The 16,612-nt window shown below is 40.8% G+C and carries 16 protein-coding genes and 1 tRNA gene; 14 read left to right on the top strand and 3 right to left on the bottom strand.

What is annotated here, in order from left to right; genetic code table 11:
- Positions 1-77: 77 nt before the first annotated feature.
- Positions 78-1,712: a CTP synthase gene (locus tag AN395_RS08280; protein WP_004586236.1), complete on the top strand. Its 1,635-nt coding sequence runs from the start codon at positions 78-80 to the stop codon at positions 1,710-1,712.
- A gap of 113 nt (positions 1,713-1,825) precedes the next feature.
- Positions 1,826-3,124 carry a phosphopyruvate hydratase gene (gene eno, locus AN395_RS08275; protein ID WP_029771921.1) on the top strand — a complete coding sequence of 433 codons (1,299 nt, stop codon included), beginning with the start codon at positions 1,826-1,828 and terminating at the stop codon, positions 3,122-3,124.
- A gap of 169 nt (positions 3,125-3,293) precedes the next feature.
- On the opposite strand, the gene mutH is transcribed toward eno, so the two are convergent.
- A complete protein-coding gene (gene mutH / locus AN395_RS08270) occupies positions 3,294-3,965 on the bottom strand; it encodes a DNA mismatch repair endonuclease MutH (RefSeq protein WP_004586238.1) in 672 nt (223 codons plus the stop codon).
- Between the two features lie 577 nt (positions 3,966-4,542).
- Here mutH and rppH point away from each other — a divergent pair.
- The 12 genes from rppH to AN395_RS08210 all read left to right on the top strand — a co-directional run bounded on the left by rppH (position 4,543) and on the right by AN395_RS08210 (position 15,006).
- Positions 4,543-5,061: an RNA pyrophosphohydrolase gene (gene rppH, locus AN395_RS08265; RefSeq protein ID WP_004586239.1), complete on the top strand. Its 519-nt coding sequence runs from the start codon at positions 4,543-4,545 to the stop codon at positions 5,059-5,061.
- A 29-nt stretch (positions 5,062-5,090) separates the two neighbouring features.
- On the top strand, positions 5,091-7,355 hold the full coding sequence (gene ptsP, locus AN395_RS08260) for a phosphoenolpyruvate--protein phosphotransferase (RefSeq protein ID WP_004586240.1): 2,265 nt from the start codon (positions 5,091-5,093) through the stop codon (positions 7,353-7,355).
- 72 nt (positions 7,356-7,427) lie between these two features.
- Complete coding sequence (locus AN395_RS08255; RefSeq protein WP_054982694.1) at positions 7,428-8,237, top strand: sulfite exporter TauE/SafE family protein; 810 nt, start codon at positions 7,428-7,430, stop codon at positions 8,235-8,237.
- 10 nt (positions 8,238-8,247) lie between these two features.
- Complete coding sequence (lgt, locus tag AN395_RS08250) at positions 8,248-9,051, top strand: prolipoprotein diacylglyceryl transferase (protein ID WP_004586242.1); 804 nt, start codon at positions 8,248-8,250, stop codon at positions 9,049-9,051.
- A gap of 12 nt (positions 9,052-9,063) precedes the next feature.
- The gene (locus AN395_RS08245) at positions 9,064-9,915 is read left to right on the top strand and encodes a thymidylate synthase (protein WP_004586243.1); all 852 of its coding nucleotides are present in this window, start codon (positions 9,064-9,066) and stop codon (positions 9,913-9,915) included.
- A gap of 19 nt (positions 9,916-9,934) precedes the next feature.
- Positions 9,935-10,813 carry a UTP--glucose-1-phosphate uridylyltransferase GalU gene (gene galU, locus AN395_RS08240; protein ID WP_004586244.1) on the top strand — a complete coding sequence of 293 codons (879 nt, stop codon included), beginning with the start codon at positions 9,935-9,937 and terminating at the stop codon, positions 10,811-10,813.
- A 380-nt stretch (positions 10,814-11,193) separates the two neighbouring features.
- Entirely contained in the window at positions 11,194-11,892 is a 699-nt protein-coding gene (locus tag AN395_RS08235; RefSeq protein WP_054982693.1) for an SPOR domain-containing protein, read from the top strand.
- 259 nt (positions 11,893-12,151) lie between these two features.
- On the top strand, positions 12,152-12,682 hold the full coding sequence (locus AN395_RS08230) for an SPOR domain-containing protein (protein WP_054982692.1): 531 nt from the start codon (positions 12,152-12,154) through the stop codon (positions 12,680-12,682).
- Between the two features lie 159 nt (positions 12,683-12,841).
- The gene (locus tag AN395_RS08225; RefSeq protein WP_004586247.1) at positions 12,842-13,435 is read left to right on the top strand and encodes a FlgO family outer membrane protein; all 594 of its coding nucleotides are present in this window, start codon (positions 12,842-12,844) and stop codon (positions 13,433-13,435) included.
- Between the two features lie 13 nt (positions 13,436-13,448).
- Positions 13,449-14,141 (top strand): FlgO family outer membrane protein, encoded by a 693-nt coding sequence (locus AN395_RS08220; protein ID WP_054982691.1) that lies wholly within the window; start codon positions 13,449-13,451, stop codon positions 14,139-14,141.
- Positions 14,142-14,149: 8 nt separating this feature from the next.
- The gene (locus AN395_RS08215) at positions 14,150-14,818 is read left to right on the top strand and encodes a FlgO family outer membrane protein (protein ID WP_054982690.1); all 669 of its coding nucleotides are present in this window, start codon (positions 14,150-14,152) and stop codon (positions 14,816-14,818) included.
- A 113-nt stretch (positions 14,819-14,931) separates the two neighbouring features.
- Positions 14,932-15,006, top strand: a tRNA-Arg gene (locus tag AN395_RS08210).
- Positions 15,007-15,170: 164 nt separating this feature from the next.
- Here the strand turns inward: AN395_RS08210 and AN395_RS08205 are convergent.
- Together AN395_RS08205 and AN395_RS08200 are read right to left on the bottom strand one after the other, a co-directional pair.
- The gene (locus AN395_RS08205) at positions 15,171-15,461 is read right to left on the bottom strand and encodes a hypothetical protein (RefSeq protein ID WP_054982689.1); all 291 of its coding nucleotides are present in this window, start codon (positions 15,459-15,461) and stop codon (positions 15,171-15,173) included.
- Positions 15,462-15,534: 73 nt separating this feature from the next.
- Positions 15,535-16,203 (bottom strand): hypothetical protein, encoded by a 669-nt coding sequence (locus AN395_RS08200; protein ID WP_054982688.1) that lies wholly within the window; start codon positions 16,201-16,203, stop codon positions 15,535-15,537.
- Positions 16,204-16,612: the final 409 nt, after the last annotated feature.

Here is a 16,612-nt window from a genome sequence, read left to right as displayed (position 1 = left end):
CCCCGTCTTGATGATATACCCAGAGTCTCTTTCTCGGGTGTTATATTCCTTTTAATTCCTGATATTCTAGGGTTCGCATGAGTACAAAATTTATCTTCGTTACTGGCGGGGTTGTTTCTTCGTTGGGTAAAGGTATTGCAGCAGCGTCATTGGCAGCTATTTTAGAGGCCCGCGGTTTAGATGTTACCATTTTAAAGCTGGATCCTTACATAAACGTTGACCCAGGCACAATGAGCCCAATTCAACACGGTGAAGTATACGTTACAGAAGACGGCGCCGAAACGGATCTTGATTTAGGTCACTACGAGCGTTTTATTCGCACCAAAATGACCAGCCGCAACAACTTCACACAAGGGCGAGTGTACGAAGATGTACTACGTCGTGAGCGCCGTGGTGAATACTTAGGTGCAACCATTCAGGTTATTCCACACATCACAAACGACATTAAGCAACGTGTATACGACGGTGCTGAAGGTCATGATATTGCGATTGTAGAAATTGGTGGCACAGTAGGTGATATTGAATCACAACCATTTATTGAAGCAATTCGTCAGTTAGGTACAGAAATTGGCCGCGAACGCGCGCTATTTATTCACCTAACACTAGTGCCATTCTTAGGCCCTGCAGGCGAAGTGAAAACAAAACCAACACAGCACTCGGTTAAAGAGTTACGCTCTGTAGGTATTCAGCCAGATATTCTTATTTGTCGCTCAGACCGTAAATTGCCTAACAATGAACGTGCAAAAATTGCATTGTTCACAAACGTTGAAGAAAAAGCGGTTATTTCGCTTCCTGACGTAGACAGCATTTACAAAATTCCTGCGCTATTAAAATCACAAGAGCTAGATAACTTTGTGTGTCGTCGTTTCCACCTTGACGCACCAGAAGCTGATTTAGTTGAATGGGAACAAGTACTTTATCAAGAGTCTAACCCGACTGGCGAAGTAACGATTGGTATGGTTGGTAAGTACATTGAACTACCAGATGCATACAAATCAGTTAACGAAGCACTAAAGCATGCAGGTCTTAAAAACCGTTTAACCATTAATATTGAATACGTTGACTCGCAAGACTTAGAAAGCAAAGGGGTAGAACTGCTTTCTCATCTAGACGCTATTTTAGTACCAGGTGGTTTTGGCGGCCGTGGTGTTGAAGGTAAAATTTTAGCGGCTAAGTATGCCCGTGAAAACAAAGTACCTTACCTAGGCATTTGTTTAGGTATGCAAGTAGCGCTTATTGAATACGCACGTAATGTTGCAGGTTTAACCGACGCTAACTCAACTGAGTTTAATATTCACTCAAAAGCGCCAGTGGTGGGCTTAATCACAGAGTGGTTAGATGCTGAAGGTAACATTGAAATACGTGATGAAAAATCTGATTTAGGTGGCACCATGCGTTTAGGCGCACAAAAATGTCACTTAACGCCGGGTTCTAAGGTGCACGAAGTGTACGGCAATACAGAAATTATTGAACGTCACCGTCATCGCTACGAAGTAAACAACAACTTTGTAGAGCAATTAGAGCAAGCAGGCTTAAGCTTTACCGGTTTATCAGAAGATAAAAAACTAGTAGAGATCATCGAAAACAAAGATCACCCATGGTTTATTGCCGCGCAATTCCACCCGGAATTTACGTCAACACCACGTGATGGTCACCCGTTATTTGAAGGGTTTGTAGCAGCCGCTCATACTCATCAAAAAACGTCTTCGTAATTAATAAAAGCCGTGCATATTGCACGGCTTTTTTGTCTAAAGGGCTGACTAAAAGATATAAAACGTAGTAAAGTTAGCTGAACTCACCATTTTGGGAATATAGAGGAATCAAGATGTCAGAAATCGTAAAAGTAATTGGTCGCGAAATTATGGACTCGCGTGGTAACCCTACTGTTGAAGCTGATGTATATTTAGCTGATGGTTCTTGGGGCCGCGCTGCCGCTCCTTCAGGTGCATCAACAGGTACTCGCGAAGCACTAGAGCTACGTGATGGTGACAAAGCCCGTTACTTAGGTAAAGGCGTATTAAACGCAGTTGGTTTTATTAACAACGAAATTGCGGATGCGCTTAAAGGCCAAAATGCATTAGAGCAAAGTGCTGTAGATAAAGTAATGCTAGATTTAGATGGCACCGAAAATAAAGAAAAACTAGGTGCAAATGCTATCTTAGCGGTATCACTAGCAACTGCAAAAGCCGCTGCACAATTTAAAAAAGTTGAGCTTTACGAGCACATCGCAGACTTAAACGGTACACCAGGTGTTTACTCAATGCCGTTACCTATGATGAACATCATCAACGGTGGTGAGCACGCAGATAACTCTGTAGATATTCAAGAATTTATGATCCAACCTGTTGGCGCTGAAAACTTCCGCGAAGGCCTACGTATGGGCGCTGAAGTATTCCACAGCCTTGCTAAAGTATTAAAAGCAGACGGCCACTCTACAGCGGTAGGTGATGAAGGTGGTTTTGCACCAAACCTTGCATCAAACGAAGCGGCACTTGCTGCTATTAAAACAGCTGTAGCAAACGCAGGTTACGAGCTAGGTAAAGATATTACACTGGCTATGGACTGTGCAGCATCTGAGTTTTACGACAAAGAAGCAAACATTTACGATCTAAAAGGTGAAGGCAAAAAGTTCACTTCAGAAGAGTTTAACTACTTCTTAAAAGATTTAACTGAGCAATACCCAATTGTATCTATTGAAGATGGCTTAGATGAGTCAGATTGGGATGGCTTTGCGCACCAAACTAAATTAATGGGCGATAAAATCCAATTAGTTGGCGATGATTTATTCGTAACTAACACTAAGATTTTAAAACGCGGTATTGATAACGGTATTGCTAACTCAATCCTAATTAAATTTAACCAAATTGGTTCACTAACTGAAACGTTAGCAGCAATCAAAATGGCTAAAGATGCAGGCTTTACAGTTGTTATTTCACACCGTTCTGGCGAAACAGAAGATGCAACTATTGCTGATTTAGCGGTAGGTACTGCTGCTGGTCAAATTAAAACAGGTTCATTGAGCCGCTCTGACCGTGTTGCTAAGTACAACCAACTTCTTCGCATTGAAGAAGCGCTAGGTTCTAAAGCACCTTACAACGGTCTTAAAGAAGTTAAAGGTCAGTAATTCTATTCTATATAGAATCTTATTTTTAATTTTAGATGATAAAATCCTCGCTAATGCGGGGATTTTTTATGCCTGATAATTTATCAAAGAGATGAGAATGCTTTGTAGGCGTTAAGCTTGCTGACGCGCGCACGCAGTGCGAAAAAGGACATAATATTTTCTGCACAGCTCAGAGCTGAAATTGCTGCTTTAAAATAGCCCCTGTAAAACTGGTTTTTAAATAAAAACCACGCGGTAAGGTTTTTATTGTTTGCCCATTTGGACCAATAGCATCGGTAACTACTTTGCTATTAGCGGCTTTAGGCCTAATTTGTATAGCATCCCCTAAATGGCCCGATATTTCATCAACTCGCCCAAGCGCTATTAACTCCATTTGTTCTTCCCAGTCTCGTTGTAGCAACGCATCTTGCTCAGGCGTAGGCTGCCATAAAAAGCCACTGCCTATGGTTCTATCAAAAGGCGCAATATCGCGCTCACTCAATATAGGCAGCCATAAAACATGATTGAGTTTTTTACGCACAGCGCTTGTATGCCACGTCATGCCGGTTACGTTTATAAGGGGGGTAACCGACACAAAAGTGGTTTCTAAGGGTTTTCCTTTATACGAAATAGGCAGTGTTTTTAATTCAATGCCTAAATCTTCAAAGTCGGGGAGGGGTTTTGAGCCTGCAGTAGCGCCTAACACGTATTCAATAAGTTGCCCGGTCCAGCCTTTTTCGCGTAATAGGTCGTCAGGGGTTTTAAAGCTGTATTGAGAGGCTAATTGCCCTAATGTTAAACCGGCAATAGCGTTTACGCGTTGCATTAAGTCATTAATTGAATGGGGTTTTGTTGGTCGCATTCTACTCATTTACCTTGAATAATTAACAGCGCCATGATAGCAAAACCCCCGTAAGGTGGATATCTTTGCTTTTGGTTGTTTTTTATACGCACTGTGTTTGGCGTAATTTTGCTCACCCCAAAAGGTCACAGTTTAACTGTAAGTGACTGACTAGCTTCAATATTTTCAATTAACTCATTCAGCTTTAATTAAGTTAGCAAATTCTATATGGGATAAATACAACTATATAAACATGTTTATCCACAGAATCTGTGGAGAAAGCGAGTTTTTAGATCTGCTATTGTGGACTTGTTTGCAAAATAGCCTTGTTTATCAAAAGTTATACACAAGCTGTGAGTAAATAGCACTAAACATAATAATCAAGGCATAGCTTAGCTTTTTTTGCTAAAAGTTGCGTCAATTAGGGGTTATTTTATCCTTGTAATTACTCAGTGCTCATTTAAGGTTAAGTCGTTATGCACAGTGTAAATAGTAAACGTGCGATTAGGGCGTGATGACTTTGGGGATAATAGTGTTTGCCGAATTGCAGCTAATGTGGAACAATCATTAAAAATCGACTTACAAATGAGGCACTAAGGTGATTGATGCCGAAGGTTTTCGTGCCAATGTCGGAATTGTAATTTGCAATAATCAGGGGCAGGTTTTTTGGGCTAGACGTTACGGTCAACATTCTTGGCAATTTCCCCAAGGCGGTGTTGATGACGGAGAAACACCCGAACAAACCATGTACCGTGAATTACACGAAGAAGTAGGTTTGCGACCAGAAGATGTAGAAATAGTTGCAAGCTCAAAACATTGGTTACGCTATAAATTACCCAAGCGATTAATTCGCCGCGACTCTAGTCCGGTGTGTATTGGGCAAAAACAAAAATGGTTTTTATTAAAACTGCGTTGCAAAGATGAAGATGTAAACTTGCTTAAAACACATCATCCCGAGTTTGATGATTGGCGCTGGGTGAGTTATTGGTACCCAGTAAGGCAAGTGGTGTCGTTTAAACGCGATGTATACAGACGGGTGATGAAAGAGTTTGCACCGTTTGCAATGCCTTTTAATAAAAGAGAACATCATAAAGAACAGTGGCGACACAAAAGGTAGTAGCATAATTATAAAATAAGGAGCAGGTAATGCTGGCAACACTTAGAACCATTGCTGAGTCTGTTTCGCAACAAGCGAATTTAGACAGTGCCTTAGTGTGCTTTGTGAAAATGGTTAAAGAGGCCATGAAAACCCAGTGCTGCTCTATTTATTTTGCCGACTACAGCCAAGATAACTTTGTACTTATGGCAACCGAAGGCCTTAACCCCGACGCCGTAGGTAAGTTTAGAATTGGTTTTACCGAAGGGCTTGTAGGTTTAGTAGCCCAGCGTGAAGAACCCATTAATATTGCTTTTGCAAAATCTCATCCGCGTTTTAAGCTCTCCCCCGAAGTAAACGAAGAAGGTTACAATGCCTTTTTGTCTGTACCTGTTGTGCATCAAAAAAAGGTATTGGGCGTTATTGTTGTACAACAAAAAATGGCGCGGGTTTTTAGCCAAGACGAAGAGTCGTTTTTAATTACCCTTTCAGCGCAGCTAGCCTCGCAACTTGCGCATGCTGAAATAAAAGAGCTTTTACGCCAAGACGAATCATCACACCAAACCTCAGTGCTCAAAGGGGTATCGAGTGCACCAGGTATTGGGATTGGCCAAGCCTTTGTGGTACTGCCTAAGCTTGATTTTAAATCTATAGAGCTAAAAAAAGATCCCGATAGCGCCGAGCAGCGCCGTTTGTTTACACAAGCCGTTGCTGCCACCCGCAAAGAATTTAATACCCTGTCTATGACCTTGAGTGACTCAATTCCGCGAGAAGCACTCGCGGTATTTGATGTATACCAACAATTACTTGATGCCAAAAGTTTAGGCCACAATGTTGAGGTACAGTTACAAGAGGGCTGGTGTGCAAAAAGCGCCTTAAAAATTGTTATTGAGCGGCTTATCTCGCAGTTTAATGCCATGCAAGACCCCTACATTAAAGAGCGCGCAGTTGATGTAAAAGACATTGGTTTAAGGGTATTACACCACCTTGTAAACACAGAGCACGCAGTAAAAGATTACCCACCCAATACCATATTAATTGCTAATACCTTAACGCCCGCCATGCTGGCTGAAGTACCCAACGGGCATTTAGCGGGTGTAGTGAGTGTGAATGGCTCAGCCAATAGCCATGCCTCTATATTAACCCGAGCGATGGGAATACCGGCTATTTGGGGTATTGAAGATTTACCCTTATTGCAATTTGATGCCAAACCAATGATTTTAGATGCCTTTGCTGGGCGTTTATATATTTCTCCTTCGCAAGTGTTACTCGATGAATACGCACAGTTAAAGCACCAAGATAAACTACTCAATAACCGCTTTTTAGCAGAGCAAAGTGCGCAGTCGGTTACCTTAGATGGTGAGCAAATAAATTTAATGCTAAATGCAGGGCTTGAGCTTAATACAGAGCAAAGCAGTGCGCATATTTGCGATGGGGTAGGGCTTTATCGTACCGAAGCATGGTTTATGCAAAAGGGGCAATTTCCATCGCAAGCTGAGCAAGAAAACTGGTATAGGGAGGTGCTAAAAAGTTACCACCCAGCGCCTGTGGTTATGCGAACCCTAGATATTGGTGGCGATAAAGTTTTAGATTACTTTAATATCACCGAAGAAAATCCCTTTTTAGGGTGGCGCGGCATACGCATAAGCCTTGACCATCCAGAGCTGTTTTTAGATCAGCTCAAAGCTATGTTAAAAGCAAACATGGGCTTAGGTAATTTAAAAATAATGCTGCCTATGATCAGCGGTACAGAAGAGGTAGACGAAGCGCTCGCGTTATTTGAACAAGCTTATTTTGAACTGGCAGAAAAACACCCAGAGCAAAACTTGGAGCGCCCAGAAGTGGGCATTATGCTTGAAGTACCCTCAAGTATATTTATGCTCGACGAGTGGGCTAAAAAAGTAGATTTTTGCTCAGTAGGCAGTAACGATTTAACGCAATACTTACTTGCTGTCGATAGAGCAAATGCGCGTGTGGCTCAGTTATTTAACCCATATCACCCCGGTGTGTTAAGGGTATTAAATAAAGTAGCGAATGAATGTAATAAACACCGTTTACCCTTTAGTTTATGTGGCGAGCTAGGCGGCGAGCCAGAGGGCGCTATTTTACTCATTGCCATGGGTTATAGGCATTTAAGTATGAACATGTCGTCGTTAACTAAAGTAAAGTGGATTTTAAGGCGCTTAAATATTAACGATATGCAGCAATTACTCGCAGAGTGCTTAGTGCAATCGAACGCTAAACAGGTACTGCGCTTAACGCGCAATTTTATGATTGAACACCAATTAGGCGATCTGTTTTATACCGCCAAATAATGCAGCGCTTAAAGATGCTATTAACTTTATAATCCTTTAATATAGGCGCACGAAAAGGTATTTGAGAACACTATGTATGACTTAGCTTTACTCGTGGCCAGTTGTGCGCTACTTGGCTGTGTAGTTGGCTTTTTAGCTGGGCTATTAGGGATAGGCGGCGGTTTAATTATTGTGCCTGTTTTAAGTAGCTTATTACTGATGTTTGACGTTACTTCACCTGATCACGTATTAGTTATTTCTATTGCAACATCGCTTGCCTCTATTTTATTCACTTCTACTTCTTCAGTCTTGGCTCATCATAAAAATGATAATGTGCCGTGGCAAATTGCACCGTGGGTTATGTCGGGTGTAGGCTTAGGCGCGTTAATAAGTGGCTTTGCCGCAAGTTTAATACCCGAACAAGCATTACGCAGCGTGTTTGCAATAAGTGTTGTATTTATTGCAGGCAGAATGGTGTTGGCATCACGTAGTAAATCGCTTAAAGAAAAACCGCTACCAAAAGGGATTATTTTAGGGAGCATTTCTGCTCTTATGGGCGCGCTTTCTGGTTTAATAGGTATTGGTGGCGGCGCACTTATTGCCCCTATGCTTAATTACTTTTCAGTTGATATGAAAAAAGCGATAGGCTGTGCATCAGCGAGCGGCATTGTTATCGCACTATTTGGCTCTATTGGTTATATAAGCGCAGGCTGGCAGGTAACCGATTTAGCCCATGGGTTCGCAGGGTTTGTATACTTACCTGCATTATTTGGTATTGTAATAACATCGTGGTTTGTGGCGCCCTTAGGGGCTAAAGCAACTCATTATTTACCTGTTAATATAATAAAGAAAATTTTCGCGGTGTTGCTTGTGCTCATCGCACTTAAAATGGTTTTTAGCTAAAGGTTTATTTATGGCACTTGAGTTTCCTCAAATCGATCCAATAATTTTTTCTGTTGGACCGCTAAGCGTACGTTGGTACGGTTTAATGTATTTAATTGGTTTTGCATTTGCGATGTGGTTTGCTAATCGTCAAGCCGAAAAACCAAACTCTGGTTGGACTAAAGAGCAAGTTAGCGACTTGCTTTTTTACGGCATGCTAGGGGTTATTTTAGGCGGCAGAATTGGCTATGTATTGTTTTATCAGTTTAGCTACTTTTTAGAAAATCCATTATATTTATTTAGAATTGACCAAGGCGGTATGTCTTTCCACGGCGGAACATTAGGGGTTATTACCGCTATTATACTATTTGCCAAAACCCGCAAAAAATCACTATTTGCAGTGGGAGATTTTGTGGTGCCGCTGGTTCCGGTAGGCTTATTAGCAGGGCGTATTGGTAACTTTATAAATGGCGAATTATGGGGCCGCGTAAGCGATGTGCCATGGGCAATGGTATTTCCAACGGGTGGGCCGCTTGCACGTCACCCATCGCAGTTATACGAAGCCTTTTTTGAAGGGCTAGTCCTGTTTTTAATTTTATTATGGTTTATTAAAAAGCCTCGCCCTGCAGGCAGTGTAGCTGGTGTATTTTTATTAGGGTACGGCGTATTTAGATTTTGTATTGAATATTTCCGCCAACCAGATGCGCAGCTTGGCCTATTTGCCGATTTTATCTCAATGGGTCAAATACTCTCGTTACCTATGATAATTGGTGGCCTAGGGCTATTAATTTGGGCGTACAAAAAACCGCAACCTGTAACCGCAGCAAAGGCATAGTAAGAACAGATCATGAAACAATATTTAAAATTATGTCAGCGCATCGTTGACGAAGGTGTATGGGTAGAAAACAAACGCACAGGCACGCGCTGCTTAACCGTTATTAATGCCGACTTAGAATACGATGTAGGTAATAATAAATTTCCTATGATCACCACTCGTAAAAGTTACTACAAAGCCGCTATAGCAGAGCTTTTAGGTTACTTACGAGGGTACGATAGTGCAGCGCAATTTCGCGATATAGGCTGTAAAACGTGGGATGCAAACGCAAACGATAATAACGCATGGCTAAATAACCCTAACCGCAAAGGCGAGGACGACATGGGCCGCGTTTATGGCGTGCAAGGGCGTAATTGGCAGCGCCCAGATGGCTCAACGCTCGATCAGCTTGCTAAAGTAATAAATAACTTAAAAAACGGGATTGATGACAGAGGTGAAATAATTACCTTTTATAATCCTGGTGAGTTTGAGCTTGGTTGCTTGCGCCCATGTATGCACACGCATACGTTTTCGCTGCTTGGCGACACGCTGTATTTAACATCGTATCAGCGCAGTTGCGATGTGCCTCTAGGGCTTAATTTTAATCAAATTCAGTGCTTTGTATTACTGGCATTGGTAGCGCAAATTACCGGCCATAAAGCAGGTAAGGCGTATCATAAAATTGCTAACGCGCATATTTACGAAAACCAGTTACCGTTAATGCGCGATGTACAGCTAACACGTGAGCCGTTTGACTCACCGCAATTAAATATTAACCCAAACATAAAATCACTAGAAGATATAGAAACATGGGTAACACGAGACGATTTTGAAGTAGTAGGCTATCAATGCCACGAACCAATCCAATATCCGTTTTCAGTATAATAAGATTAAGGAGAACAAGATGAAAGCAGTGATCCCCGTAGCAGGCCTTGGAACGCGTATGTTACCTGCCACAAAAGCTATTCCTAAAGAGATGCTCCCAGTGGTAGACCGCCCGCTTATTCAATATGTAGTAAATGAAGCGGTAGCAGCAGGTGTTAAAGAGATTGTACTTGTAACACACTCAAGTAAAAACTCTATCGAAAACCATTTTGATACCAGCTTTGAGCTAGAAGCCACGCTTGAAAAACGCGTAAAGCGGCAATTACTTGCCGAAGTACAGGCAATTTGCCCTAAAGATGTGACCATTATTCACGTACGCCAAGGCGAAGCCAAAGGCTTAGGCCACGCAATTAACTGTGCAGCGCCAATTATTGGCAACGAACCCTTTGTGGTTATTTTGCCAGATGTAATTGTTGATGACGTAGAGAGCGACCTTAAAAAAGACAACCTAGCAGAGATGATCGCCCGTTTTGAAGAAACTAAGCACAGCCAAATTATGGTTGAGCCAGTACCAATGGACGAAGTAGACAAATTTGGTGTTGTTGATTTAGGTGACGTAGAGCTTCACCAAGGTGAAAGCTCGCCAATTATTAACATGGTAGAAAAGCCGCCAGTAGATGAAGCACCTTCAAACCTATCGGTAGTAGGGCGTTATGTATTAAGCGAAAACATCTGGCCACTGCTTGCTAAAACGCCGCAAGGGGCTGGCAACGAAATTCAACTTACAGATGCAATTGCCATGCTAATGCAGCAAGAAAAAGTAGACGCGTACGCAATGAAAGGGCGCAGCCACGATTGCGGTAGCAAAATAGGCTACTTAAAAGCAACGATAGAGTTTGCTCTGCGCCGCGACGAGTTTGCAGATGATTTAAAAACATTTATTAAATCGTTAATTTAGTTTTTATTAAATTACCCACCAAGGCGCCTGTTTAGGCGCCTTTTTTAGTGCTAAATTATTAATACAAAAATAGGTATGGGTTTACTTAATTTTAACGCCGCCAGTAATAAAGATGGTCTACGCTTAATTATGTTCTGAATTTGACTTGCGTTATATAGCAACATAACGTAATTTATATTGTAAAGTTTATGTTAATTGGCATCAAAGTTGTATTAAAAGCCAAACTCACGGAAGGGTCATGTTAATTTTATCTATGCAGGTAAATTAGCGTGCGGGAGCAAAAATCGCTCATTGTTTAAATTGCTAAGTTAAACGCTTTCTTGTGAGAATGTTTAACTGAAATGTAAGTGCACAGGCACTGCTTTCAGGATAACGGGTACATGCTTAAATTAAAAAAATACTATAAACACTTTTTTGTATGCCTTTTTACGCTTACGTTTGGCACGGCGTGCTCTATTACGCCTACCGCTAAACCTGCTGTTGATAATGAAATACCTAACACCACGCCCGATTACGTATCGATAACTGCACTAGAGCTTGCGCAATTAAAAGATGCCGCAATGCAATGGCAGCAAGCACGCGCCGGTATAGAGCGTATTTTAAAGCTTGAAAAAGAAATTACTTACCTGGTTAATCATATAGATATAATAAACTCTAAAGCTATTGCACAATCTAATTCAAGCCCTGCCTACAGCAGCCGTTACACTCGCACGCCTTCGCGTACAACCATCAACGAGCCGCGTCGTCAGCAAACTTACAAAGCTGCTAACAATAACCAAAAGCAAACTATAAAGCTTAATACCCCTAAACATGTATTTGCATTACAAGTTGCCTCGGTTGATTCTAAGCAGGATGTAGCCAAGGCCTGGCAAGAACTAAATACCAAAGCAGCGCCACTATTTAGAGATAAAATATTAACCAACGTAGAAACCGCAAAAATAAATGATAAAACCTTTTATCGCTTAAAGCTTGGCTCCTATAAAAACCTTAAAAATGCCAAAGCCGACTGTGAAGTATTTAAAATGTATAAGCTCGACTGCATTGTAAGTAACTACACCGATAAGCCAATTAAACTTTAATAGTGATACCAACCCGCAATAATAAATAATCATTTTATGGGCCTAATCGTGTTGCGTTCTGCGTTAATAAATCTCGTTTAGAACAACTAAATAGCAATTTTTTTTGCCTAGCTATCAATACGTTTTACTATCCTCATAATAGATTACTTAATTAAGTTAATTGGTATAAAAGCGCAATAGGCCGTAGCACGCGTGACTTGCTAAGCGTTGATTGGCTGTTAAAATAGCGTCCACTCTTACCCAAATTAACCACATACTTATGCTGCACTACAAGGATTTTTTAGCCACATTAGTTTTAGGCTTTGCATTAGCAAACAGTGCTCACGCACTCGCAACGGCCCAAAAGCAGGCGGTGCTCATTAAAAAAGATGATTTAGCCGTATTAAAAGAGTCAGCGCAGCAGTGGCAACAAACCAAGCCTCAACTAGAAAGACTGTTAAAGCTAGAAAGTGAATTACAGCGCACAGTAGATAAATTAAAACAACTTAACGCGCAGCCAAAACCACAGCAAACTAACCACTTAGCTGTTGTAAATACAAATGCGCTGTTTGCTGTGCAAGTGGGGGCATATAAAAATAAAGCGGTACTTGAAGCGGCTATAAAGCAATTTCAATCGGCCTCAAATAAGCTTGAAGTAAATACCGAGCAAGTACTGATTGACCAGCACACCTTTTATAGATTAAAGCTTGGTGCGTTTAAAACAAAAGAAGCAGCAAAGGATGCATGTAAGTTATTAATAAACAATAATACTTGCTTTGTAACCTACTACGTCAAAACGCCTCAAAGTTAATTAACCTGAACTCTGGTTAAGAGCCTTACTAGCATATTGAACTATCTTGATACTTAAATTTATTATCTCTGGCTAGAGATAGGTTTATTATCCAGAGTTTAGGTTAATTAGGCATAATAATTGCTTTATCCTCGGTATGTTTTGAAGAGGACGGCAACTATGCGCCTTTTACTGCCTTTAGTATTGTTAAATTTAACTGCTTGCAACTTGGTTCCGCCCCCAGAGCCGAGTGTGCCTACTGACGCGCCAAAAGCAGCAATGGCACCCTATACCGTTAACGAGTATGTAGCAAATCTAACCTCGCAGCTTAACCATGTAAATGGCGCTTTAAATGCCAATGCTCGCATTGGTGTGAGTAGCTTTTTTTATGCGGATGCTTTAGATACTAAGCTAGTAGCAGGGCAGGCCTCGGGTTTGAGCTTACAAATTCAAGAAAGCTTATTAACGCAATTTACCCAGCTTGGCTATCATACCGTTGAGTACCGCCTTGGCAATAACCTTATATTAGCGCAAAACGCAGACAGCATATTAAGCCGCGACTTAAGTAAATTACGCAATCGCCAAAATATTGACTTAGTCATCACCGGCACTGTAACGCGCCAACAGCATGCTTATATAGTTAATGCACGACTCGTTAATATTGAAAACAAGCAAGTACTGTCGGCAGGCAGCACAGAGATCCCTATAAATGTAATGTGGGGAAATGAAAAAATTCAGCAGCGTGACGGCTCTTTGTACCGCAGCGAATATTAATTAGGAGCACACCATGAGAAACCTATTAATTACCCTATGTTTGCCATTAGGCTTTGGCTGTTCGCAAATGTTAAATTCGCTACATTCAGAGCCGGAGAAAGTTGAGCAAGATAATGCAGCCCAGCTTGTTTCAGAGCAACGTGCGGTAAAAGCACCTGCACCAAATGAAGCGTTATTTCAGTCTAATTTAAACAAGCAAAGTAACTACACCAAAAGTGCCCCTGCAAAACGCAAAAATATAAACCATTATGTGCGCGGTATAATGCAAGACATGGTCGAAAACCTGCAATACGTAAACGACAAAACGCCACTTGCCGTTTCTAGCTTTGTATTTTTAGATGATGACTACAGCGATGGAAGCCTGTTAGGTAACCAAATAGCCGAAAGCTTTATGCACGAGCTGCATAGTTTTGGAGTACCGGTTATCGATTTTAAAACCACCGATTATATGCGAGTAACCCCCGCAGGCGACTTTGTATTTAGCCGCGACTACCTAGAGCTAAACCAAGATCAAAACTTTAATTACGTATTAGCAGGAACTCTTGTGAGCCACCAAGGTGGCGTACTGGTAAATGCACGAATAGTGGGCATTAAAAGTAAAGCGGTAGTGGGCAGTGCGCAAGGGTTTATCCCTCAATCAGTGGTTGATGCGCTAAACAGTAGCTATCGCACCGACGGAATTATGCTTAAACAAGCCAGCGAGTGAGGTTAACCATGTTTTACAAACTATCTGCTATAGCGGGGCTAACGGCAACGTTAGTATTAACTGGCTGTTCAATAACGCAAAATAATGAGCATAACGAAAGCATAAACACACGCTCAGACTACACCGTGGTAACGCAAAGTAGCCAACCAACGCCAGTGTATGCCAACCAATCTGTGCAGCAGCAAAGTGAGTACGACACAGCAAGGCAGTTTACACCGCTTAAACACCACAAAACGCTGGCAAACTATGTAGAGCAAATGGCGCTGGATTTAGTCGATACGCTTGAAGCCGATAACAACAGCATCAACATAGCGGTTACCACCATTGTAGATTTAGACGCATCGCTTAATAAAAGTAATCAGTTGGGTAATCAACTAGCAGAGACGTTTATTCATCAGCTGCAAAAATTTGGCTACGGCGTGGTAGATTTTAAAACCATGGACAACATTGATGTATCAAACAGAGGCGACTTCGTGTTATCGCGCGATATAGAAAAGCTAAGCGAAAGCAGCATGGCTAACTATGTATTAGCAGGTACGTTAATTTACCGCCCAAATGGCGTAGCAGTAAACACCCGCGTTATAAATGTTCACAGCAAACATATTGTAGCAAGCAGCCGAAAACTCATACCGCTGTACGTGTTAAACAAAGAAGATATATATTTATCAAGCAATTAAGTTAATTTTAGCTTGATATGAAAAACAAGATGCCGTTATAATTTTTGTAAGCTGTAAGCTAAGCTGTAAGCTGTAAGCTGTAAGCTGTAAGCTGTAAGCTGTAAGCTCGGTGTGGCCTCTTAGTTAAATGGATATAACGGCCCCCTCCTAAGGGGCAGTTGCAGGTTCGATTCCTGCAGGGGCTACCAACCAAAAACCTAATGCAATATTAGTAACTCTTTTGTGCCTGCGTAGGTCGGATAAGCGAAGCGCCATCCGACACAGTAAAATACCTTACCAATTATTATCAATATTTTATGTTGCCGAGTGGCTGGGTAGTACCATTTGCGGACAGTGGCATCATAGTCATTTGTTAGTTGTTTTTTAAACCTAAAGATGAAACCATATTTACATACATTTTCATTGCAGCACCATAATTTATGATGGTTTTAGGTGATACTTGCTTAGCCTCTGCTAATCTATTAGATAGCTCGAACACATCATTTTCATTAGATAAAATACTGGGAGAAATTGTGATGTTTAGATGTTTAGAAACACCGTTTAAATAAGAGATATAAGACTTACGTGAATCTGCAACCACATCATTATCACCAACACCGCATTTTTTTATATATTCTTTATACTTACTCAAGTGTTGGATCATACTCAACTCCTTTGAAACAGCTTACTTTTCAATAGCGAAGCAGCCCTAATTGTATGCGTCCCAGCGAAAGACGTTAATTGACGAGTTCATTCAGCTCTTGGCCTAATTTAACGCAATGTGATCTAATTGAATTAATAAACTCTACTAGTTTTTCATCTCGAATTGATTCGAAGTCCTCACCTTTAAAAGTGAACGAATCAAATACTACCCCATGATAATTATGAGTATCAAAGCCAACACTATATTTTGGTTTGACAAGGCTAATATGTTTTACGGTATTTGTAAAAGCGTGAACATACTTATATTCGAAACTTTCCTGAAAGGCCTCTAGCTTTGATTTGTATTCTGGATTCATCATCCTTTTGACAACACCATTGAATGAGATAGAGTGAACGTTTCTAACTTCTGGGTCAGTCGATACTGCTATAATTTGAGCTAATATTTCCGGAAGAGTATGGACAGTTGTTGCCGCTGCGACCAAAGAAAACTCTCTTATACAACGAGCTTTTTCAAACTCTATATCGCTATCCTCTGAAAATAACCGATTCATCATTTCTATAACATCTTTATCTTTTCTACCTGAATATTTTGAAAAGACCTCATTAGCTGTATAAACATGATAAAGTGCTGCTTTACTTTTCCAGTCGAATGAGTCCATGCATTTGACTGCTCGCTCAATACTGTCTTTATCATGAGTAGCTTTTAACTTTTCTCTGAGAGCTTTTAAATTCCAAGATGCCAAATTTTCTCCTAGGTGCTAACAGCTTTATCAAAGACAATTTCCCTATTTTAGTGCGAAAACGTCCTTATTTTATGAACATACATTAATAACAAATAGTGTAAGTTATTGCTAGTTATAAATATCATGCTTTCTGTGGTCTATATAAACATGTAAAAAAGAGGAAAATTTCCTCTTATTCTTACTAAGTTAATAACGACTCACCTGTATGACTGCTTCTCGCTCAAAGCCGCCCTTAAAAAACCTAAGATACCAATAACTAATGAGTTAAAACGTTAGCGAAAAAGTAATTTTAATGCCTAAGTATTTTATAACTAAAAACAAAAAAGCGAGTAAATATAAATCTACTCGCTTTAAAATTTTGACAGCTTACTGATCTGACTCCATAAAAGTAGACACCTATTTAGGAGTC

The sequence above is a fragment of the Pseudoalteromonas sp. P1-30 genome (assembly GCF_001400005.1).
Lineage (GTDB): Bacteria > Pseudomonadota > Gammaproteobacteria > Enterobacterales > Alteromonadaceae > Pseudoalteromonas > Pseudoalteromonas atlantica.
Note: the sequence above shows the minus strand (reverse complement) of the source record. Positions and strands in the feature narration are given on the sequence as shown.

Excerpts from the sequence above, each read along its gene's own strand:
- mutH (WP_004586238.1), bottom strand. The coding sequence starts at position 3,965 with ATGCGACCAACAAAACCCCATTCAATTAATGACTTAATGCAACGCGTA.
- AN395_RS08245 (WP_004586243.1), top strand. The coding sequence starts at position 9,064 with ATGAAACAATATTTAAAATTATGTCAGCGCATCGTTGACGAAGGTGTA.
- AN395_RS08220 (WP_054982691.1), top strand. The coding sequence starts at position 13,449 with ATGAGAAACCTATTAATTACCCTATGTTTGCCATTAGGCTTTGGCTGT.
- AN395_RS08205 (WP_054982689.1), bottom strand. The coding sequence starts at position 15,461 with ATGATCCAACACTTGAGTAAGTATAAAGAATATATAAAAAAATGCGGT.
- AN395_RS08255 (WP_054982694.1), top strand. The coding sequence starts at position 7,428 with ATGTATGACTTAGCTTTACTCGTGGCCAGTTGTGCGCTACTTGGCTGT.
- lgt (WP_004586242.1), top strand. The coding sequence starts at position 8,248 with ATGGCACTTGAGTTTCCTCAAATCGATCCAATAATTTTTTCTGTTGGA.
- eno (WP_029771921.1), top strand. The coding sequence starts at position 1,826 with ATGTCAGAAATCGTAAAAGTAATTGGTCGCGAAATTATGGACTCGCGT.
- galU (WP_004586244.1), top strand. The coding sequence starts at position 9,935 with ATGAAAGCAGTGATCCCCGTAGCAGGCCTTGGAACGCGTATGTTACCT.
- AN395_RS08225 (WP_004586247.1), top strand. The coding sequence starts at position 12,842 with ATGCGCCTTTTACTGCCTTTAGTATTGTTAAATTTAACTGCTTGCAAC.
- ptsP (WP_004586240.1), top strand. The coding sequence starts at position 5,091 with ATGCTGGCAACACTTAGAACCATTGCTGAGTCTGTTTCGCAACAAGCG.
- AN395_RS08230 (WP_054982692.1), top strand. The coding sequence starts at position 12,152 with ATGCTGCACTACAAGGATTTTTTAGCCACATTAGTTTTAGGCTTTGCA.
- AN395_RS08215 (WP_054982690.1), top strand. The coding sequence starts at position 14,150 with ATGTTTTACAAACTATCTGCTATAGCGGGGCTAACGGCAACGTTAGTA.
- AN395_RS08280 (WP_004586236.1), top strand. The coding sequence starts at position 78 with ATGAGTACAAAATTTATCTTCGTTACTGGCGGGGTTGTTTCTTCGTTG.
- AN395_RS08235 (WP_054982693.1), top strand. The coding sequence starts at position 11,194 with ATGCTTAAATTAAAAAAATACTATAAACACTTTTTTGTATGCCTTTTT.